This is a genomic window from Thalassospira sp. MCCC 1A02898, assembly GCF_001618185.1.
Lineage (GTDB): Bacteria > Pseudomonadota > Alphaproteobacteria > Rhodospirillales > Thalassospiraceae > Thalassospira > Thalassospira tepidiphila.
Genome location: NZ_LPXK01000011.1, coordinates 605,505 through 622,812, shown reverse-complemented (window position 1 = coordinate 622,812; position 17,308 = coordinate 605,505). Strand labels below are relative to the sequence as shown.

The 17,308-nt window shown below is 55.0% G+C and carries 14 protein-coding genes; 2 read left to right on the top strand and 12 right to left on the bottom strand.

The genetic code is table 11. From position 1 onward, the window contains the following. Positions 1–85: 85 nt before the first annotated feature. The 9 genes from AUQ41_RS13785 to AUQ41_RS13745 form a co-directional block, all read right to left on the bottom strand. Positions 86–2,050 carry a response regulator gene (locus tag AUQ41_RS13785; protein WP_063089037.1) on the bottom strand — a complete coding sequence of 655 codons (1,965 nt, stop codon included), beginning with the start codon at positions 2,048–2,050 and terminating at the stop codon, positions 86–88. Positions 2,051–2,139: 89 nt separating this feature from the next. Then, the gene (locus tag AUQ41_RS13780; protein WP_063088903.1) at positions 2,140–3,138 is read right to left on the bottom strand and encodes an MDR family oxidoreductase; all 999 of its coding nucleotides are present in this window, start codon (positions 3,136–3,138) and stop codon (positions 2,140–2,142) included. A 94-nt stretch (positions 3,139–3,232) separates the two neighbouring features. Then, positions 3,233–3,613: a YkvA family protein gene (locus AUQ41_RS13775; protein ID WP_232308396.1), complete on the bottom strand. Its 381-nt coding sequence runs from the start codon at positions 3,611–3,613 to the stop codon at positions 3,233–3,235. A 15-nt stretch (positions 3,614–3,628) separates the two neighbouring features. Then, a complete protein-coding gene (locus AUQ41_RS13770; RefSeq protein ID WP_063088901.1) occupies positions 3,629–3,937 on the bottom strand; it encodes a hypothetical protein in 309 nt (102 codons plus the stop codon). Between the two features lie 91 nt (positions 3,938–4,028). Beyond that, positions 4,029–5,801, bottom strand: coding sequence for an asparagine synthase (glutamine-hydrolyzing) (asnB, locus tag AUQ41_RS13765; RefSeq protein ID WP_063088900.1), 1,773 nt, complete (start codon positions 5,799–5,801; stop codon positions 4,029–4,031). Continuing rightward, complete coding sequence (locus AUQ41_RS13760; protein ID WP_063088899.1) at positions 5,801–6,826, bottom strand: glycosyltransferase; 1,026 nt, start codon at positions 6,824–6,826, stop codon at positions 5,801–5,803. The genes asnB and AUQ41_RS13760 overlap by 1 nt, the downstream gene beginning before the upstream one ends. A gap of 24 nt (positions 6,827–6,850) precedes the next feature. Beyond that, entirely contained in the window at positions 6,851–7,615 is a 765-nt protein-coding gene (locus tag AUQ41_RS13755; protein ID WP_063088898.1) for a glycosyltransferase family 2 protein, read from the bottom strand. Continuing rightward, positions 7,608–8,579, bottom strand: coding sequence for a glycosyltransferase family 9 protein (locus AUQ41_RS13750; RefSeq protein WP_063088897.1), 972 nt, complete (start codon positions 8,577–8,579; stop codon positions 7,608–7,610). The genes AUQ41_RS13755 and AUQ41_RS13750 overlap by 8 nt, the downstream gene beginning before the upstream one ends. 3 nt (positions 8,580–8,582) lie before the next feature. Next, positions 8,583–9,623 (bottom strand): glycosyltransferase, encoded by a 1,041-nt coding sequence (locus AUQ41_RS13745; protein WP_063088896.1) that lies wholly within the window; start codon positions 9,621–9,623, stop codon positions 8,583–8,585. A gap of 149 nt (positions 9,624–9,772) precedes the next feature. On the opposite strand from AUQ41_RS13745, the gene AUQ41_RS13740 reads away from it, so the two are divergent. Both AUQ41_RS13740 and AUQ41_RS13735 read left to right on the top strand, forming a co-directional pair. Beyond that, the gene (locus tag AUQ41_RS13740) at positions 9,773–10,687 is read left to right on the top strand and encodes a folate-binding protein YgfZ (protein WP_063088895.1); all 915 of its coding nucleotides are present in this window, start codon (positions 9,773–9,775) and stop codon (positions 10,685–10,687) included. A 127-nt stretch (positions 10,688–10,814) separates the two neighbouring features. Beyond that, positions 10,815–11,492 (top strand): hypothetical protein, encoded by a 678-nt coding sequence (locus AUQ41_RS13735; RefSeq protein ID WP_063088894.1) that lies wholly within the window; start codon positions 10,815–10,817, stop codon positions 11,490–11,492. A gap of 62 nt (positions 11,493–11,554) precedes the next feature. On the opposite strand, the gene ppdK is transcribed toward AUQ41_RS13735, so the two are convergent. The 3 genes from ppdK to AUQ41_RS13720 form a co-directional block, all read right to left on the bottom strand. After that, on the bottom strand, positions 11,555–14,215 hold the full coding sequence (gene ppdK / locus AUQ41_RS13730; RefSeq protein WP_063088893.1) for a pyruvate, phosphate dikinase: 2,661 nt from the start codon (positions 14,213–14,215) through the stop codon (positions 11,555–11,557). Between the two features lie 75 nt (positions 14,216–14,290). Beyond that, the gene (glyS, locus tag AUQ41_RS13725) at positions 14,291–16,354 is read right to left on the bottom strand and encodes a glycine--tRNA ligase subunit beta (RefSeq protein ID WP_063088892.1); all 2,064 of its coding nucleotides are present in this window, start codon (positions 16,352–16,354) and stop codon (positions 14,291–14,293) included. Between the two features lie 3 nt (positions 16,355–16,357). Continuing rightward, positions 16,358–17,248 carry a glycine--tRNA ligase subunit alpha gene (locus tag AUQ41_RS13720; RefSeq protein WP_008891808.1) on the bottom strand — a complete coding sequence of 297 codons (891 nt, stop codon included), beginning with the start codon at positions 17,246–17,248 and terminating at the stop codon, positions 16,358–16,360. Positions 17,249–17,308: the final 60 nt, after the last annotated feature.

The window sequence follows — 17,308 nt, the reverse complement described above, 5'->3', positions numbered from 1 at the left end:
CACAATGCCGGGCTTTTTCTTCATCAATTTAAATCATGAGTCCTCTGGCAGCCAAAAGTCTCTTGCGGATGCCTGCGGGGCAAACTTAAGCCGCGAACACTTCACAAAGCTCATCAAGTGTTGCCAGAAGTTCCTTCAAGTTCAGCGGCTTTGACATCACCGTCACCGGTGCATCTGGTCCGTCTTCATCCTCAACCGGTCGGTCAGCGTCGCCCGGGTGCCCGGTCATAACAATTACCGGCAGTGCGGGATTGCGTTCCCGAAGTTCCTTGACCAAGGCGTTGCCATCCATATGTGGCATGCGAATGTCGGTAATCAGGATGTCAGGCTGCACAACACCCGCAATCGCCAACGCATCTTCACCGTTACTTGCGGCGGAAACGTTAAAGCCCTGTGCTTCAAGATATCCTGAGATGATTTCCATGGCATCCACTTCGTCATCGACGACAAGCACGCGAATTTTGCCGCGTGCTGCGGCATTCGGCGGCACCTTGGTCAGCCAGCCGTCCTCCTGACCAGCGTCGGAATGATGATCCACCTTCGTGGTATCGGCATCCGCAAGCGGCAGAGTGATTTCAAAGCAGGCCCCGTCACCCTCATTTCGCACATCAATTCGGCCGCCCATGGCCTCGACAATGCCAAAACTGACCGACAGCCCAAGTCCGGTTCCCTTGCCAACATCCTTGGTCGTAAAGAACGGATGAAACAGCAAGTCAATGGCGGCTTCCGGAACACCCCCGCCATTGTCGTTGACAGCCAGTTTCAATGACTTCCGCGCTTCGTCAACCATTGCGCTGACACGGATCAAACCTCCGATACTGCCGGCGTCATCGCCGCTTTCGTTGATGGCATCGCGCGCGTTGCTCAGCATATTGACCAGAACCTGTTCCAACTGAACCTGTCGGCCATTGACGAAGCAGCGCTGCCGGGGGGCCACGACATCAATTGCAATACCCGACAACCGGCAGTCATGTTCGACCATGTCCACAGCACGCTCAACGGCTTTCATGACATCGAACGGCGCAAAATCATCGTCGTCCGGACGGCTATATATCTGAAGATGCTTGATGATTTCGGACATGCGCTCTGTCTGGGAACTGATGAGCGCCAGTCTTTCGCGCTGAAAGGCCGGTTTCACGGCATCCAGATCATATTGCAAGGCGCAGGTATCTGCGGCCATCCGGATGACGTTTAGCGGCTGATTCATTTCGTGGGCAACGGATGCTGCCATTTCGCCAAGCGTTGCCAGTTTGGACGTTTGAACCAGTTGACGTTCAACTTTGCGTTTGTCCGTAACATCTTCTGCCAGCATCAGCATGGCCGGTGCCCCCTCGTGGGTAAAGGCAATGGCCGAGACTTCCAGCTCGACATTTTCGCCTTCCGGGCGTTGGCAGATGATTGTGAAATCCGCACGCCCCGGATACCCGTTTCGATAGCGCGAAATATATTCTTCAAGCGTTTCGCGGCTTGAAGGATGCACCATTTCCATGAAGGATCGCCCGACGAGTTTATCACTGTCGCGCGCGCCCAAAATGCTGACGCCCTGCTGGTTCATATAGACGATCTCTTCACCACTCAGGACAGAGATCAGTTCTGGTGCCAGCTCGACCAGTTTGCGATAACGCTCTTCACTTTCCTTGAGCGCGCGTTCGGCGCGCGACCGTTCAATCGCATACCTGATGGAACGCCGGATTGTACGGCCATCAGGAAATTCCTTGGTTAGATAGTCCTCGGCCCCATGCTGAAGGGCTTCGAACGCAAGTTCCTCGTCCTTGTGGCCGGTCAGAACAACGACAGGCGCGGCATTGGCACAACTACGCACACGGCTGATGGTTTGCACGCCAGACGAGTCCGGCAAGGTCAGATCCAGCAAAACAACATCAAACAGTGCCTCTGGCCCGTCACCATTTAGCACCGCCATCGCGGACGCAAGATCGCTTCGATGCTCGATATCAAACGGCTCACCGGTTTCTTCCAGCAGGGTACGCACAAGAAACGCATCACCGGGATTATCTTCGACAAGAAGAATTCGGAACCGTTGTTCAGGCATCACGTTCATTTCCAGCTTTCAAAGAAACGGAGTTTCGTGCCGCATCGCACGGATCGAAAACCCGTTGAGTCTGCATGGTTTTGCGGGTGCTAGCAATCCTGAACATCAACAAGCAGACGTCCCTGCACCTGCCCTTTGAGGATCTTCTCCCCCCATGGCAGAATATCGGACAGTGCAACTTTCGTTGTTGCAGATTGCAGTTGATCCTTCGGCAATTCGCGCGCCAGGCGCTGCCACGCACGCACGCGTGTCTCATAGGGGCACATGACCGAATCAATCCCGATCAGTTTCACACCACGCAGCAGGAACGGGATAACAGTTCCGGGCAAATCCGGACCACCGGCAAGACCGCAGGCGGCAACAACACCATGATATTTCATCTCTGAAAGAACGTGGGCAAGCGTCGTGCTACCGACACTGTCGATTGCCCCCACCCATCGTTCGGTCAGAAGAGGTTTGCTTGTATCGGTCAGTTCATTGCGATCAATGATGGTACTGGCGCCGAGATCACGAAGATACTGATGCGTTTCGGCCCGTCCCGTCGACGCGGCAACCCGATAGCCAAGCGCAGAAAGTATTGAAACAGCAACAGAACCAACGCCCCCAGCGGCCCCGGTCACAAGGACTTCGCCATCCTGTTTTGTCGACACACCCTGATCTTCCAGTGCAATGACTGCCAGCATTGCGGTGAAGCCCGCCGTGCCGATTGCCATTGCCTGCGATGCATCAATTCCGGCGGGCAACGGAACGAGCCAATCGGCCTTCACCCGTGCAAGCTGGGCATACCCGCCCCAATGGGCTTCACCAACCCGCCAGCCGGTCAGCACAACTTCATCGCCAGGCTTATACCGATCATCGGTTGATGAAACGACTTCACCGGAAAAATCAACGCCGGGCACATGGGGATAGGTGCGCACAAGCCGTCCTAATCCGTTCAGGACCATGCCGTCCTTATAATTGAGAGTTGACCATTTGACCCGAACCAGCACTTCTCCTGCGGGCAGGTCATCTGTCGTCAGGTTCTTGAATTCTGCTGTGACGCTTTTTTCTTTCTGGTCCAGGACCAGTGCGCGAAATTTTTCAGCCATGGGATCCTCCCGATCTGTTCGGATGATCGATCAAGAGTATGGTGCCCACCACCGTGCGTCAAACACGCAAGTCACATCCGACAAGACGGATTGATCAATCAGCCGCGGGAATGCTTGCAGGTTCAAGCGAGGTATCCGTACCCCCCACTACCGCAACAGCGATGACCACAATCGCCAGAATACCGAGATAGACAAACAAGCGACGCGACCCGGGCTGTTTTTGTAAGTCGTCTTGGATGACTTCGCGTTGCACATCTTCAGGCAGGTTTCGATAGGACAGCCATCCCAACAAAGGCACGATCACAAGATCATCCAACCAGCCAATCCCGACCAAAATATCGGGCAGGAAATCAACAGGACTGACCAGATAGACCAGACCAGTCAGCAAAAGAAGCTTGGATTTCAGCGCCACATCTTTACGCATCAAAGTGCGTAACAGGTTGGGTACGATCATCCAGACCGAAGCTTTCTTCAAAGGCAGTTACCCGCTTCAACGATGCAGTGGTGTGACATACGCAGAGTAAGCAATCCGCATTGCGCGCGCAAACTTTTCACGCTGCTCAGCACTGGTCGCCTGCTCTGTCACATCAACCCCAATTGATCCACAATCAATCGTACATTTGGCATAGACAGTGGTCGGGAGCTTGAATTCATATGTCGCTCCCAGTGTCGCACTTTCTTTCAAGGGCAGCGCCTTAATCGATTTCGCGTGTAAATCACTCGGCGGTACAGTCATCCATGCCAGCAACAATGCAAAACCAAGAACCGCCAACATCGCCAGTTTATCAAGATACAGCATCACTCATGTCCCAACAGCATATCTGTTAATTGTTATTTGCAATTAAGAAATGCCGGAGCGAGTGCTTTGTTCCCGCAAAAGTTAAGACGTCTTAACTTTTTTGAAAACTGGCGAGTGTTTCGAAAACGTCCGGGCAAGGTGCATGCCCGAGAACATTCGCCTGATGCCAAAGCGCATAGAACAGCAAATGCCAACACGCCGCACCTTCACGTTTGCCCGGAGTGTTGAAAAGTTTTTCCACCCTGTCCGCATCTGCGATCTCGATAATGCCTGCCTGCCGGGCGACCAGCGGCCCCAACTCCTTGCCACGCGCTGCAATCCATTCTGAAACCGGAACCGTGAAGCCGCGCTTCTTGGCAAACGGCTTTGCCATCGGCAAACAGCGTTCCAGCCAACTGCGCAACAGGAACTTGCTAACGCCCTTTCTGACCTTGAGGCGGTCGGGAAGTTGGTAGGCGAACTCGGCGACAACCGGATCAAGAAACGGTGTGCGCCCCTCCAGACCATGCGCCATCAGCATTCGATCAAGCTTGAGCAACAAATCATTGGGCAACCAGTCGGCGCAGTCCACGGCCTGAGCAATCGCCAGACGCGACCGTTTCCCCCGGCTTTCACGACTTTCCGACGCTGCAATGCCATCACGCCACCCCTCCAGCACACCGGGCCGCAAGACATCAATCTTGTCAAACGTCCCCTTGGAGCGCATCACACGACCGCCGAGCAAAAAGGGGCGCATGACCGAGCGGTACCGACCATAGCCACCAAACAGCTCGTCACCGCCCTCGCCCGACAGCACAACCTTGAAATCGCGCGCGGCTTCCTTGGCAAGCTTATAGGTTGGAAGAATGGCATAATCCGCTGCCGGATCATCCATTCGCGCGGCCACCTCTGGCAATAGCGTCCAGAAGTCATTTTCGGAAAACATCACTTCGATATGGTTGGCGTTGCAGGCCTTGGCGACCTCTCGCGCGAGTTCGCGTTCATCATGCACACTGCTGGCTTCAAACGCCGCAGTATAGGCCGTTACCGGTCTCTCATTAAGCCGGTGCATCATACCAAGCAAGGACGCACTATCGACCCCGCCCGACAGGAACATGGCATAATCGACATCAGATCTTTGATGCAGTCGAACCGACTCCTCGAACACCCGGTCCCACTCATAAAGCGCACTTTCCAGATTATTCCCGGTCGCACCTGCATCACTGAGAACCTGACGACGCCGGCGCTCGACTATCCGTCCGTTTTTCAAAACGATGGTTTCACCGGGCTGCAGTCTTTTGATCCCATCAAGGATCATGTCCGATCCAGTGGTGAATTGCACCTGAAGCAACTCGGACCGGGCATCCTCGCGTACTTCCCGACCAACAAGTCCGGCAGCGACCAATGCCTGCGCTTCGGACGCGAATGCGAAATATTCAGGGGTTTCAACGTAGTAGACCTGCTTGATACCAAACGGGTCGCGACACAGAACGACCTGATTGTCGACCACATCATGAATGGCAACGGCATACATGCCACGCAGCTGATCAAACCCGCCAATACCATCGCGCACGAATTTGCGAAGTGCAGTCTCGCTGTCGGAATGGGTTTTGAAGCCCTCTTCACCCAGATTTTTTCTAAGCTCGAGATAATTGTAAATCTCACCGTTGGCGATCAAAGCACTACCATTTTCGTGGTAAAGCGGCTGGTCACCAGTATTGAGATCGATAATTGCCAAGCGTGTCTGGATGAAACCGACGGGGCCTTTGACATAGCGACCGTCACCATCTGGTCCGCGATGCCCCAATGCATCACGCAAACGATCAAGGATTTCAGGATCAAGGGATTGCTTGTCCTTGGCGATATAACCGGCAATTCCGCACATTAAGGTGCAACCTCGTCAAAGAAAGCCATATATCGAGCGACCACGACATCCTCGGTAAAGTTGGCATCAAAAGCCGCACGCCCATTTGCCGACAATGTGTCTGAAAGCGCCTTATCGTCAAGGACTGCGCGTAAATCAGACGCCAACGCAGAAACATCTTCAAGCGGAGACAGCAATCCGCTCTCGCCCGCTTTGATCAATTGCATTGGTCCCTGACTGGCCTGTGCGACAACCGGTTTGCCATGAGCCCATGCCTCAATCACCATATTGCCGAGCGGTTCATGTCGCGAAGAGGCGCAAAAGACATCACAGGTCGCAAAGAGATTGGCCACGTCGCGACGCCATCCCAAAAACCGGACACGATCCGCCACACCACATTCGCCAGACAGTTTCAGCAGTCCGTCCTTGAGATCGCCTGCGCCTGCGATCCAGAGATAGGCGCCGGGGACATCAACCAAGGCCCTGATCAATGTATCGAAGCCCTTGTTTTCGTGAAGGCGGCCCAGCCCAAGAATTAGCGGTGCGTCGTTTGGAGTGTTGAATTCCAACCGGTCAAGCTGTGTGCCTGGTTTTGCGTCTACAAAGTTCGGTAGATAATGGGTCCGCTCAGCAGGCCACCCTTCACGCACCAGATAGTCACAAATATCGCGCGTGTTGCCAATCAGATGATCGCAATCACTGAAGTTCTTGAGCTTGTAATAACCGCCAAGCCGGGCAACCTTGGTGAAATTGCCTGACGGCGTCATCCGGCTGGCACGGTTCATCCAGCTCAGAACGATCTTTGGCTTGTGCTTTTTGATCTGCTGGCGCAACGCCCACGGAGTTCGCAAATCAAAACGTCCGCCAAAAGGCAGTTCATCAAATGAAACACCATTTTCGGCGAGAACGGTGTTCCGGCCTTCATTCGGCCTCAAAATACAATGTTGATCGATGCCGGCTCGCTGAAAACCGCAGGCAAGACGCACAAAGAACTCCTCCGCGCCGCCAAATGGGCTTCCGGCCATGGTTTGCAGCAGCATGGTCATTGGCAGTTCTCCGATGCGCCTCTCTTACTCGTCGTCATAGCGCGCCTTGAGATAGGACACCATCGGGAACAAAGCTGCCAGCAACGCGATCAAAAAGCCTAACCCACCTTCCTTATATCCCTTGCGCGACACAAAACAGCGCCAAAAGCGCGATATAATTCGGCGGAAGTTGTGAGCAAAACTGCCAATCTTTCCGGTGGCGCGTAGATCGGCAGCGCGCGCAGAGGTATAACTGTCAAATCGACGGATCATGTCTGAGATGTTGCGATCAACAAAATGAACCAACGCACCATCAAGTCGGGGGCCTTTTTTACCGGTCAGCTCAAACGAGGGATGAACCCGCTCGTCCCCCCAGTTCTTGCACCCCTTGCGATAAAGTCGCCAAACAGCAGACGTCCCAAAGGATGCCCCCCAACCGTACCGCACAAGGCGCTTCCCGACATAATTGTCGACCGGGATCAAATATGAGTCGAACTTGTCCGAAAGAACCGCTTCAGGAATGGCCGCTGCCAGCTCTGCATTTATATGCTCGTCGGCATCAAGTTCGAATATCCAGTCACCACTTGCTTCGGTTATTGCGCGGTTGCGACGGTCGCCTTCAATGTCCCAGCTACCGACGACAGTTTTGACCCCAAAGCCCTTGGCGATGTCTTCGGTTTTGTCAGTACATTTATCGCAAATTACGACGATCTCGTCTGCAAAAGTCACTTTTTCAAGGCAGGAAGGAAGTCTTTCCTCCTCGTTATGAGCACAGATCACGACTGAAATACGCGGTTTTTTATCACTCATCGCCGATTTCCTGATTGCGATAGTCTTTAACCAATTGAATTGCCGCCGCGACAACTTTGGCAACCGGCAAGGTTTCCATCAAATTTTCTTTCGATAGGTAACTTTCACGGTTGGCCATGATTTTATCGAATGACCATTCCGTGCGCACCGCCCGTCCCCATTTCGAGCAAGGGCCATAATGTTCCTCACGCGACGGGCCAAAAAGCCCGAGTGTCGGTCGCGTAGAGGCAGCTGCCATGTGCATAAGGCCGGAGTCATTGCCGACATACAGATCGGCTTTTTTCAGACAGGCCATCACAGTCAAAAGATGCTCTGTTCCAAATATTTCTACGCGTCTATCGGACGGAATACTCTCAATAACGGGAGAAGACGCATCACGTTCACTTGGCGCCCCGACCAGAAGCACACGCGCATTCTCAAGCACAGCACCGGGCTTGGTCAGTTCGGCAATTGTTTCTTCAAACCGTTCGGGATGCCAAGTCTTACCAATCCAGTTCGCAGATGGCCCAACAGCCAGCAACGGCTTGCCATCCTCAGGAATGAGCTCTTTCGCGCGCGCCTCATCCTCAGGACGGGTCCAGAGAACTGGTAACGGTGCAGGTTCAACACCAATCAATTTTCCGAGCTGTTCAACACGGTGCAAATCATCGTCATTACCAGGCAACACCACCCGAGTCTTGCCCGGCAACACATAAGCCGTTGCACTACCGCGCAGATCGACGATGATGTCCCACCAGTTCAGGACAACCGATTTCCAGAGTTTCCACCAATGGCCGCCGCGTTTTTGCTTTGGCATTTTGATGATGCGTTCAAGGTTCGGGACAGCTTCGAAGATCGGTGCAGCAACCGGGCCGCAGGCCACTGTCACGCGGATGCCGGGGTAGGTTTCGACATAGTGGCGCAAAACCGATGTCGAAAGCACCGCATCACCGAGGCGATTTGAGGTAATGAACAGCAGGCGCACGGATTACAGTTTCTCCAACTCGCCAGCGACATGGATCCATTCGCGGCGATCATTGCGTGCGGCTTCGGACTGGCTGGCAAAGAAGGACCGGTCGGTCAGAAGCTGAGACGTGATGTTTCCAAATGCGGCCTCGTCCGGAACGATGTAGCCCGTCTTGCCATCCTCAACCCGGCTTTTGGCAATCCCGCCATAGGACACAACAGGCGTTGCAGCCCCCAGCGCATCGACAATCCACTGCCCGACATGATCCGAGCCGTACTTACCGTGGTGCAAAAACGCACGGGCATTGGCAACGGTTTCGGCCATGTCGGCCTCTGGTTTCGGATGATGGACCCGAACCCCTTTGTCGATGGCGGATCGCACCATATCAAGCAGGTCGTCCGACACGCTGTCATTCTCGCCTGCCATGGCGCTAAACAGGTCATAGGCATAGACTTCGAGGATCGCGTTTGGCGCCTTGGGCGCGACATAGGTTTCCCAGATGCGAATGATCTGGGCGATCCCGGTCGAACTGTTGGCAACCGTTACAGCCAGTTCGTCGCGCGATTCAAACGCCCAGTGCATGTTCGATGCCATGACAAAGGATGTTGTCGCACCCGGTTTGACCACGATCGGCTTTTTGGCAAGGTCGGCATCAAAGGCCTTTGCCTGCGCATCATCAGTAAAGATGACCTGAACTTTCTTTTCCTGCAGAACCAGACGCACATCATCGGCATTCAGTCGTGCGGGATCGCCATCGAACCAAAGCGCGACAGTCGCCCCCTCGGGCACCGAAGCGTGGCTCAGCAATGCCGGATCACGCCAGACAATTACGGTATTGACCGCATCGCCGCCAAAGGGCGGCAGTTCGGCATCAAGTTGTCGCCAGGCAACGCCGTGCATGTCCTTGTCAATGCCGCCATTGCGGCGCGCTTCGACCTTGTGACCACGGGCAACAAGGGACTCAGCCAAGGCAATGAAAGCGCGCTGGCATGTTCCGAGCGGACGGGCTTCGCGATCCTTGGGATCAAAGCCGATGGAGTGATCAAGCATCAAGATTTTCATAAGTTTGGTTCTATCCGTTCGACGGCGTTTTATGAAGGGTTTTCTTATAGCTTACCCACCCTGCCTCCGCACAGACAGGTCTTGCGAAATTTGTGTGATTGCCCCACATTTCGCCCAAACAATTCCGATTTACCGGAGCCATAAATATCATGAGTGAGACTTTTTACGCCCTTTTGCCGGATCGCGCCGTGATCCGTGTCAGCGGCCCGGACCGGGTCAGCTTTCTGCAAGGGCTGGTATCAAACAATATCGAAACCATTTCGGCCGAGAAATCCGGCTATGGCGCGCTCTTAACGCCGCAGGGCAAGTTTCTTTTTGATTTCTTTGTCTATCATCAGGATGAAGACAGCCTGCTGATTGAATGCGAGCGCGGCGAGAATGGCGAGCGTGCGGCCGAACTGTTCAAAAAGCTTCGCATGTATAAACTCCGCGCCAAGGCAGAACTGACAGATGTCACCGACAGCTACGACGTCATTGCCGTATTTGGCAAGGATGCGCTTTCCGCCCTGTCGCTGGATGCAACACCCGGTGCGACCGCACATATGGCCGATGGCATCAAGGCGGTTGATCCGCGCCTGAGCGCGATGGGCGCGCGTGTTCTTCTGCCGAAAAATGCGCTGACCGAAATGGCCGCAATTGGTGCCGAGGAACGCGATATCGAAACCTACCACGAAATGCGCGTTTCGCTTGGCATTCCCAATGGCAGCGAAGAACTGGAAATCGAGAAATCCATCCTGCTTGAGAATGGCTTTGAAGAGCTTGGCGGTGTTGATTTCAAAAAGGGCTGCTATATGGGTCAGGAGCTTACCGCCCGGACCAAATATCGCGGTCTTGTCCGCAAACGCCTGTTGCCCATCAAAATTGACGGCCCGGCGCCGGATGCCGGCACGCCGATCATGAATGGCGACAAGGAAGCCGGGATCATTCGATCTGTCCATGGTGACCATGGGCTGGCAATGATCCGGCTTGAGCGGGTTGAGGGCGATTCTGAGCTCAGCGCAGGCGACGCAAAGATTACGGTTTCTGTTCCCGATTGGGTTCAGTTGCCGGAAAACGCAGCCTGACCTCGGCGCCCAAAAGTCATATTTACATCTAAGACGGGTCCCGCCTTGCGGGGCCCGCTTTCGTTAAAACCTGTTGCAACGCCGCAAAAGCCCCTATGTTAAAAGAAAAGCAAAATCGGGAACTGCGATGAAACTGTGGAACAGGGTCCTTTCTGCCCAGGGCTTGATGGCTGCGCTTTGCGCGCTTGCCATGATGCCTGCTATGGCCGTGGCACAGCAAGCTGCACCGGGCCTAAGTGACGTGCCTGTTTCCGACATGTCGATTGCCGAGGCCGAAAAGGAAATGGCCACAATCACCGAGGCCTATAACCGCAAGGGTCATCAGATCAAACAGATGGCGCTTGGTACGCTGCTTCGATTTTATCCGCAGAAGATCGTGCCGTGTGGCGCGATTGTCACCAATGTTCGCGACTGTCTGGACAATCACTGGCCTGATCTTAAAGACTATCCAGGCCACTTTCTTGGACCGAATGAGAAACCGGCACTGAGACCCACAATCGAACAGGCCCGCATGACCGAGGAAAATTACCTCGATGCGGTTGAACGGCTGAACATGTTGCTGCGTGCCGTGCGCTATGAAAGTACGCTTGCGCCCGAAGAACGTTATCGTCCGCAACTTGATGCCGTGATTACCCATCTGACTGAAATGCGCGAGGCGGAATATCACAACCGCCTTCTTTACGAGAAGCTTTTCAAGATTGGCGGCATCATCTTGCTGCTTCTAGGCCTATCAGTCGGCGCAATGCTGGTGATGAAACACCTTGCCCAGCGCAACGATCCGTCATCACCATCAGGCAAAAAATAACGGCAACGGGATACCCGTTGCCGTCTTTGTCTTCATTCGCAAATCGAGTTCAATTGCGGCGATTACTTGCCAAGCACTGCCTGGGCAGCGGCAAGGCGCGCAATCGGCACGCGGTACGGGGAACATGACACGTAATCAAGTCCCTGTGCCTCGCAAAACGCGATGGATGCCGGGTCGCCACCATGTTCACCACAAATGCCAAGCTTGATGTCGCCACGGGTCGCACGACCGCGTTCGGCGGCAATGCTGACAAGTTCGCCAACCCCTTCCTGATCGAGCGATACGAACGGATCACCGGCAAAGATATCCTTGGAGATATAAGTATCAAGGAAGCGCGATGCGTCATCACGTGACAGACCAAAGGTGGTCTGGGTGAGGTCGTTGGTGCCAAAGCTGAAGAACTCGGCTTCTTCGGCGATTTCACCCGCCCGCAGTGCTGCACGCGGCAATTCGATCATGGTGCCAACCAGATATTTCAGCTTGGCCCCTTTCTCGTCTTCGACTTGGGCGGCAACCTTGATGATCGCGGCTTTGAGGATTTCGAGTTCCTTCTTGCCGACAATCAGCGGGATCATGATTTCCGGAATGACCGGATCGCCACCATCCTTGGAAACCTCGATCGCGGCTTCGAAAATGGCGCGGGCCTGCATTTCATAGATTTCCGGATAGCTGATGCCCAAACGGCACCCGCGATGGCCCAGCATCGGGTTGGCTTCGGCCAGATCAAGCAAGCGGCGCTTGACGATGGCTTCTGACACACCGGCGGCCTTGGCCACGTCAGCGATTTCAGCATCGCCATGCGGCAAGAATTCATGAAGCGGCGGATCGAGCAAACGAATGGTAACCGGCAGTCCCTTCATGATGCGGAACAGGTCAATAAAGTCCTGACGCTGATAGGGAAGAAGCTTTGCCAGTGCGGCACGGCGGCCCTTCTCGGTTTCGGCCAGGATCATTTCGCGCATCGAGACAATGCGTTCCGGATCAAAGAACATGTGTTCTGTACGGCAAAGACCAATGCCCTCTGCCCCGAAACCACGTGCGGTTTCGGCTTCTTCCGGGGTTTCGGCGTTGGTGCGGATTTTAAGGCGACGCAAGGCATCGGCCCATTCCATCAGTTGCGAGAAATCACCCGAAAGATCGGGCTTCAGGGTCGCAACTTCACCCAGCATGACTTCACCCGTGGCGCCATCAAGAGTGATGACGTCCCCTTCTTTCAGGGTCACACCGCCTGACATCATGGTTTTGTTGGCATAGTCGATCTTAACCGCACCTGCACCACAAACGCATGGCGTACCCATGCCACGCGCAACCACGGCTGCGTGACTGGTCATGCCACCGCGTGATGTCAGAATACCCTGGGCGGCATGCATGCCGGCGATATCTTCGGGGCTGGTTTCAATACGCACCAGTACAACCTTGCGGCCTTTGCCCGCCCATTCTTCGGCGGCCTCGGCAGAAAAGACGATCTGGCCCGATGCCGCCCCCGGCGACGCCGGAAGGCCCATGCCAACGACCTTGCGATCTGCTTCAGGGTCAAGGGTCGGGTGCAGCAGCTGATCAAGCTGTGCGGGATCGACGCGTCTGATCGCATCTTCCTGGGAAATCACACCATCTCGGCACATTTCAACCGCGATCCGCAATGCGGCCTTTGCCGTACGTTTGCCCGCACGGGTCTGGAGCATGTAAAGCTTACCAGACTCAACGGTGAATTCCATGTCCTGCATGTCGCGGTAATGGGATTCAAGTTTTTCGCGGATATCGCAAAGCTCCTTGAAGACGACCGGCATGGCGGCTTCCATCGAAATCAGGTCCGAACCGGATTCCTGTTTTTCAATTTCGGTCAGCGGGGCCGGTGTACGAATACCGGCAACCACATCTTCGCCCTGCGCATTAATCAGGTACTCGCCATAGAACCGGTCTTCGCCGGTCGACGGGTTGCGCGAGAAGCAAACGCCAGTAGCGCAGTCATCGCCCATATTGCCAAAGACCATCGCCTGCACGTTGACCGCCGTACCCCAGCTGGCCGGGATATTATGCAAGCGGCGATAGGTATTGGCGCGCGCGTTCATCCAGCTGCCAAACACGGCACCGATGGCGCCCCACAGCTGTTCGCGCGGATCTTGCGGGAAAGGTTCACCCAGTTCGGTTTTGACTTTTTTCTTGAATGCCTCGACGACTTCGGCCCAGTCGTCTGCACCCATATCGGTATCAAGGCTGACACCCTTGTCTTCCTTGACGGTCTCAAGGATGTCTTCGAAGTGATAGTGATCAACGCCCAGCACGACGTCGCCATACATCTGAATGAAACGGCGGTAGCTGTCATAGGCAAACCGACGGTCGCCTGACACTGTTGCCAAACCTTCGACCGTCTCGTCATTGAGGCCGAGGTTAAGCACTGTGTCCATCATGCCGGGCATTGATGCGCGCGCGCCGGAACGGACGGAAACTAAAAGCGGGTCCTTGGCATCGCCAAACTTGCGACCAACAACTTTTTCGACAGATGCCAGTGCGGTTTCGACCTCGGCATTCAGACCATCGGGATAGGCACGGTCATTGTCATAAAATGCCGTGCAGACTTCGGTTGTAATGGTAAAGCCGGGCGGGACAGGAAGTCCGAGATTGCACATCTCGGCAAGGTTGGCCCCCTTGCCGCCCAGAAGTTCACGCATATCCGAACGGCCCTCGGCGCTACCGCCACCGAAACCGTAAACCCATTTGGTCATCTTGCCTTTTCCTCATCTGGTCGAGGCCCCGATGAGCCTCCCCGGATGGGGAAAGCCCCGCAACCTTGACCTGTTTTATGATTCGATTTTCGAGAAGTCGGCAATATCGTGCAGCGCTGTGCGAATTTGTGCCAACAGCTTCAAGCGGTTGGCACGTTCGTCAGCATTGTCGCTATTGACCGTAACCTTTTCGAAGAATGCATCGACCGGTTCACGCAACCGCGCAAATTCGGTCATTGCCGCGGCATAGTCCTCGTCACGCAGAAGTGGCAAGGCCTTGTGCCGGACATCAATGAGCGCCTCATACAGCTTGCGTTCTTCTTCCAGGCTCAGAAGATCGGCGGAAACGTCCGCTTTATAGGACATATCGTCCTTTTTCTCTTCAATGCGCAGGATGTTTGACGCACGCTTGTATCCGGCCATCAGGTTGACGCCGCTTTCGCCAGAGACAAAATCGGAAAGCGCTTCAACACGGGCCAACAGGCGGACAAGATCGTCCTCGCCATCCAGTGCAAACACGGCCGACACCAGATCATGGCGCACACCCTGTTCACGCAGATGGACTCTCAGGCGGTCTGCAAAGAAGGCCAGAAGGTCTTCAACCGCCTCGTCACGACGAATGGTTGCCGGGTACTGGGAAACCGCGAATGCAAACAGACGCCGCAGCGGCAAACGCAATCCGTTTTCCAGAACCAGACGAATGACACCCAGTGCCGCACGACGCAAGGCAAACGGGTCTTTTGAACCGGTCGGCTTTTCATCAATCGCAAAGAACCCGGCAAGGGTATCAAGTTTCTCAGCCAAGGCGAGTGCGACCGAAACCGGTGCCGTCGGGCACATGTCCGACGGGCCGGCCGGTGCATAATGCTCGGCAATGGCGTTGGCGACTTCCGGGGCTTCGCCGTCATTTTCGGCGTAGTATTTCCCCATCAGTCCTTGCAGTTCGGTGAATTCAAACACCATCTGCGACACCAGATCGGCCTTGCCGATTTCTGCTGCTCGGTCGGCCAGCTTGACATCACAGCCCGGAATTTCCGCAGATACTTCACGCGCAAGACCGCGCAGGCGCAAGACGCGCTCTGCCAGCGAACCAAGCTTGGCGTGGAAGACGATGTTATCAAGTTTCGGCAGACGCGATTGCAGCGTCACTTTCCGATCCTGATCCCAGAAGAACTTGGCATCATGCAGACGTGCGCGCAAAACACGCTCGTTCCCGGCGATGATTTTGGCGTTGTTGTCTGCGGTGATCATGTTTGAAACCGTGATGAAGCGCGCGGCAAGCTTGCCAGCCTTGTCTTCGACCACGAAGTATTTCTGATGTTCACGCATGGAGGTTTCAAGAACCTCGCGCGGGATATCCATGAACTGGTCATCAACCTTGCCCATAACCGGGACCGGCCATTCAACCAGACCACAGACTTCTTCCAGAAGACCATTGTCTTCCAGAAGTTCAAAGCCCTCGGAAGCGGCAAGTTTCTTGGCACCCTCAAGGATGACCTGCTTGCGCTCTTCACGGTCAAGCATGACCTTGGCTGCGCGCAGCTTTTCCTTGTACTCGGCGGAGTTCGATACGCTGAATTCAGCCGGAGCCAGGAAACGATGGCCACGGGTGGTATCGCCTGCGGTGACCGGACCATAACTGACCGGAATGATCTTGCCATCAAACAGGCACAGAATACGGTCAAGCTGACGCACCCAACGGATTTTCTGGTCTGCCCAGCGCATGGATTTCGGCCAGGGCAGTTTGTTCATCGCATCTTCGATGATGTCCTTGATGACCTCGGACGCAGCACGGCCTTTCTGTTCGACAATGGCAAACAGGAAGACGCCCTTGGGCGTTTCACGCTTTTCGCACTGATCAAGGGTGACACCATTGCCCGCAAGGAAGCCATTGATGGCCTTTTCGGGGGCATCAGCACGCGGACCACGGCGTTCTTCGCGCAGGTCTGGCTGTTTTTCCGGCAGACCATCGACAATCAGGGTCAGGCGACGCGGGGTCACCAGTGCTTCGACCTTATCAAACCCAAGGTCGGCGGCCTTAAGACCATCGGTGACCAGTTTGGTCAGGTCTTCGGCTGCACGTGCCTGCATGCGGGCCGGGATTTCTTCGGAGAACAGTTCAAGAAGTAATTCGGCCATGACTTATGCCTCCTCATTCAGATGGCCGCGCGACCGCAGCCACGCCTCGCAGCAGGATTTCGACATGTCACGAACACGGCCGATATAGGCCGCACGTTCGGTCACGGAAATCACGCCGCGCGCATCAAGGAGGTTAAACAGATGTGATGCCTTCATGGCCTGCTCATAGGCCGGCAGGGCCAGACCGCGTTCGATATTCACCGCACATTCGGCCTGCGCATCCTTGAAGTGCTGGAACAGCATTTCAGTGTTTGCGACTTCAAAGTTATAGGTCGACTGTTCTTTTTCATTCTGAAGGAACACGTCGCCATAGGTCACGCCTGCGCCGTTGTAATCAAGGTCGTAGACGTTTTCGACGCCCTGAATGTACATCGCCAGACGTTCCAGACCATAGGTCAGCTCGACCGGGACCGGGTTACATTCAAAACCACCGACCTGCTGGAAATAGGTGAACTGGGTGACTTCCATACCGTCAAGCCACACTTCCCAGCCAAGGCCCCATGCGCCCAGTGTCGGGCTTTCCCAGTCATCCTCGACAAAGCGGATGTCGTGGGCCATCGGGTCAATGCCCAGATGTTTCAGCGAGCCAAGATAAAGGTCCTGTGAATTGGCCGGTGACGGCTTCATCAGCACCTGGAACTGGTAATAGTGCTGCAGACGGTTCGGGTTCTCGCCGTAACGACCATCGGTTGGGCGACGGGACGGCTGCACATAGGCTGCATTCCAGGTTTCCGGACCAAGCGCGCGCAGGGTTGTCGCGGTGTGGAAGGTACCGGCACCGACTTCCAAGTCATAAGGCTGCAGGATGACACATCCCTGATCGGCCCAATAGCTTTGCAGTCGAAGAATGATTTCCTGGAATGAAGGGGGACGTTGCGACCCGTCGAGCGCCATGGCGCGAACTCTCTGTTACTGTTGTGCGTAAATTTAAGGCGGCAAGCTACCGCCCTGCCC

Excerpts from the sequence above, each read along its gene's own strand:
- AUQ41_RS13785 (WP_063089037.1), bottom strand. The coding sequence starts at position 2,050 with ATGCCTGAACAACGGTTCCGAATTCTTCTTGTCGAAGATAATCCCGGT.
- AUQ41_RS13780 (WP_063088903.1), bottom strand. The coding sequence starts at position 3,138 with ATGGCTGAAAAATTTCGCGCACTGGTCCTGGACCAGAAAGAAAAAAGC.
- AUQ41_RS13770 (WP_063088901.1), bottom strand. The coding sequence starts at position 3,937 with ATGCTGTATCTTGATAAACTGGCGATGTTGGCGGTTCTTGGTTTTGCA.
- asnB (WP_063088900.1), bottom strand. The coding sequence starts at position 5,801 with ATGTGCGGAATTGCCGGTTATATCGCCAAGGACAAGCAATCCCTTGAT.
- AUQ41_RS13760 (WP_063088899.1), bottom strand. The coding sequence starts at position 6,826 with ATGACCATGCTGCTGCAAACCATGGCCGGAAGCCCATTTGGCGGCGCG.
- AUQ41_RS13755 (WP_063088898.1), bottom strand. The coding sequence starts at position 7,615 with ATGAGTGATAAAAAACCGCGTATTTCAGTCGTGATCTGTGCTCATAAC.
- AUQ41_RS13745 (WP_063088896.1), bottom strand. The coding sequence starts at position 9,623 with ATGAAAATCTTGATGCTTGATCACTCCATCGGCTTTGATCCCAAGGAT.
- AUQ41_RS13740 (WP_063088895.1), top strand. The coding sequence starts at position 9,773 with ATGAGTGAGACTTTTTACGCCCTTTTGCCGGATCGCGCCGTGATCCGT.
- AUQ41_RS13735 (WP_063088894.1), top strand. The coding sequence starts at position 10,815 with ATGAAACTGTGGAACAGGGTCCTTTCTGCCCAGGGCTTGATGGCTGCG.
- ppdK (WP_063088893.1), bottom strand. The coding sequence starts at position 14,215 with ATGACCAAATGGGTTTACGGTTTCGGTGGCGGTAGCGCCGAGGGCCGT.
- glyS (WP_063088892.1), bottom strand. The coding sequence starts at position 16,354 with ATGGCCGAATTACTTCTTGAACTGTTCTCCGAAGAAATCCCGGCCCGC.
- AUQ41_RS13720 (WP_008891808.1), bottom strand. The coding sequence starts at position 17,248 with ATGGCGCTCGACGGGTCGCAACGTCCCCCTTCATTCCAGGAAATCATT.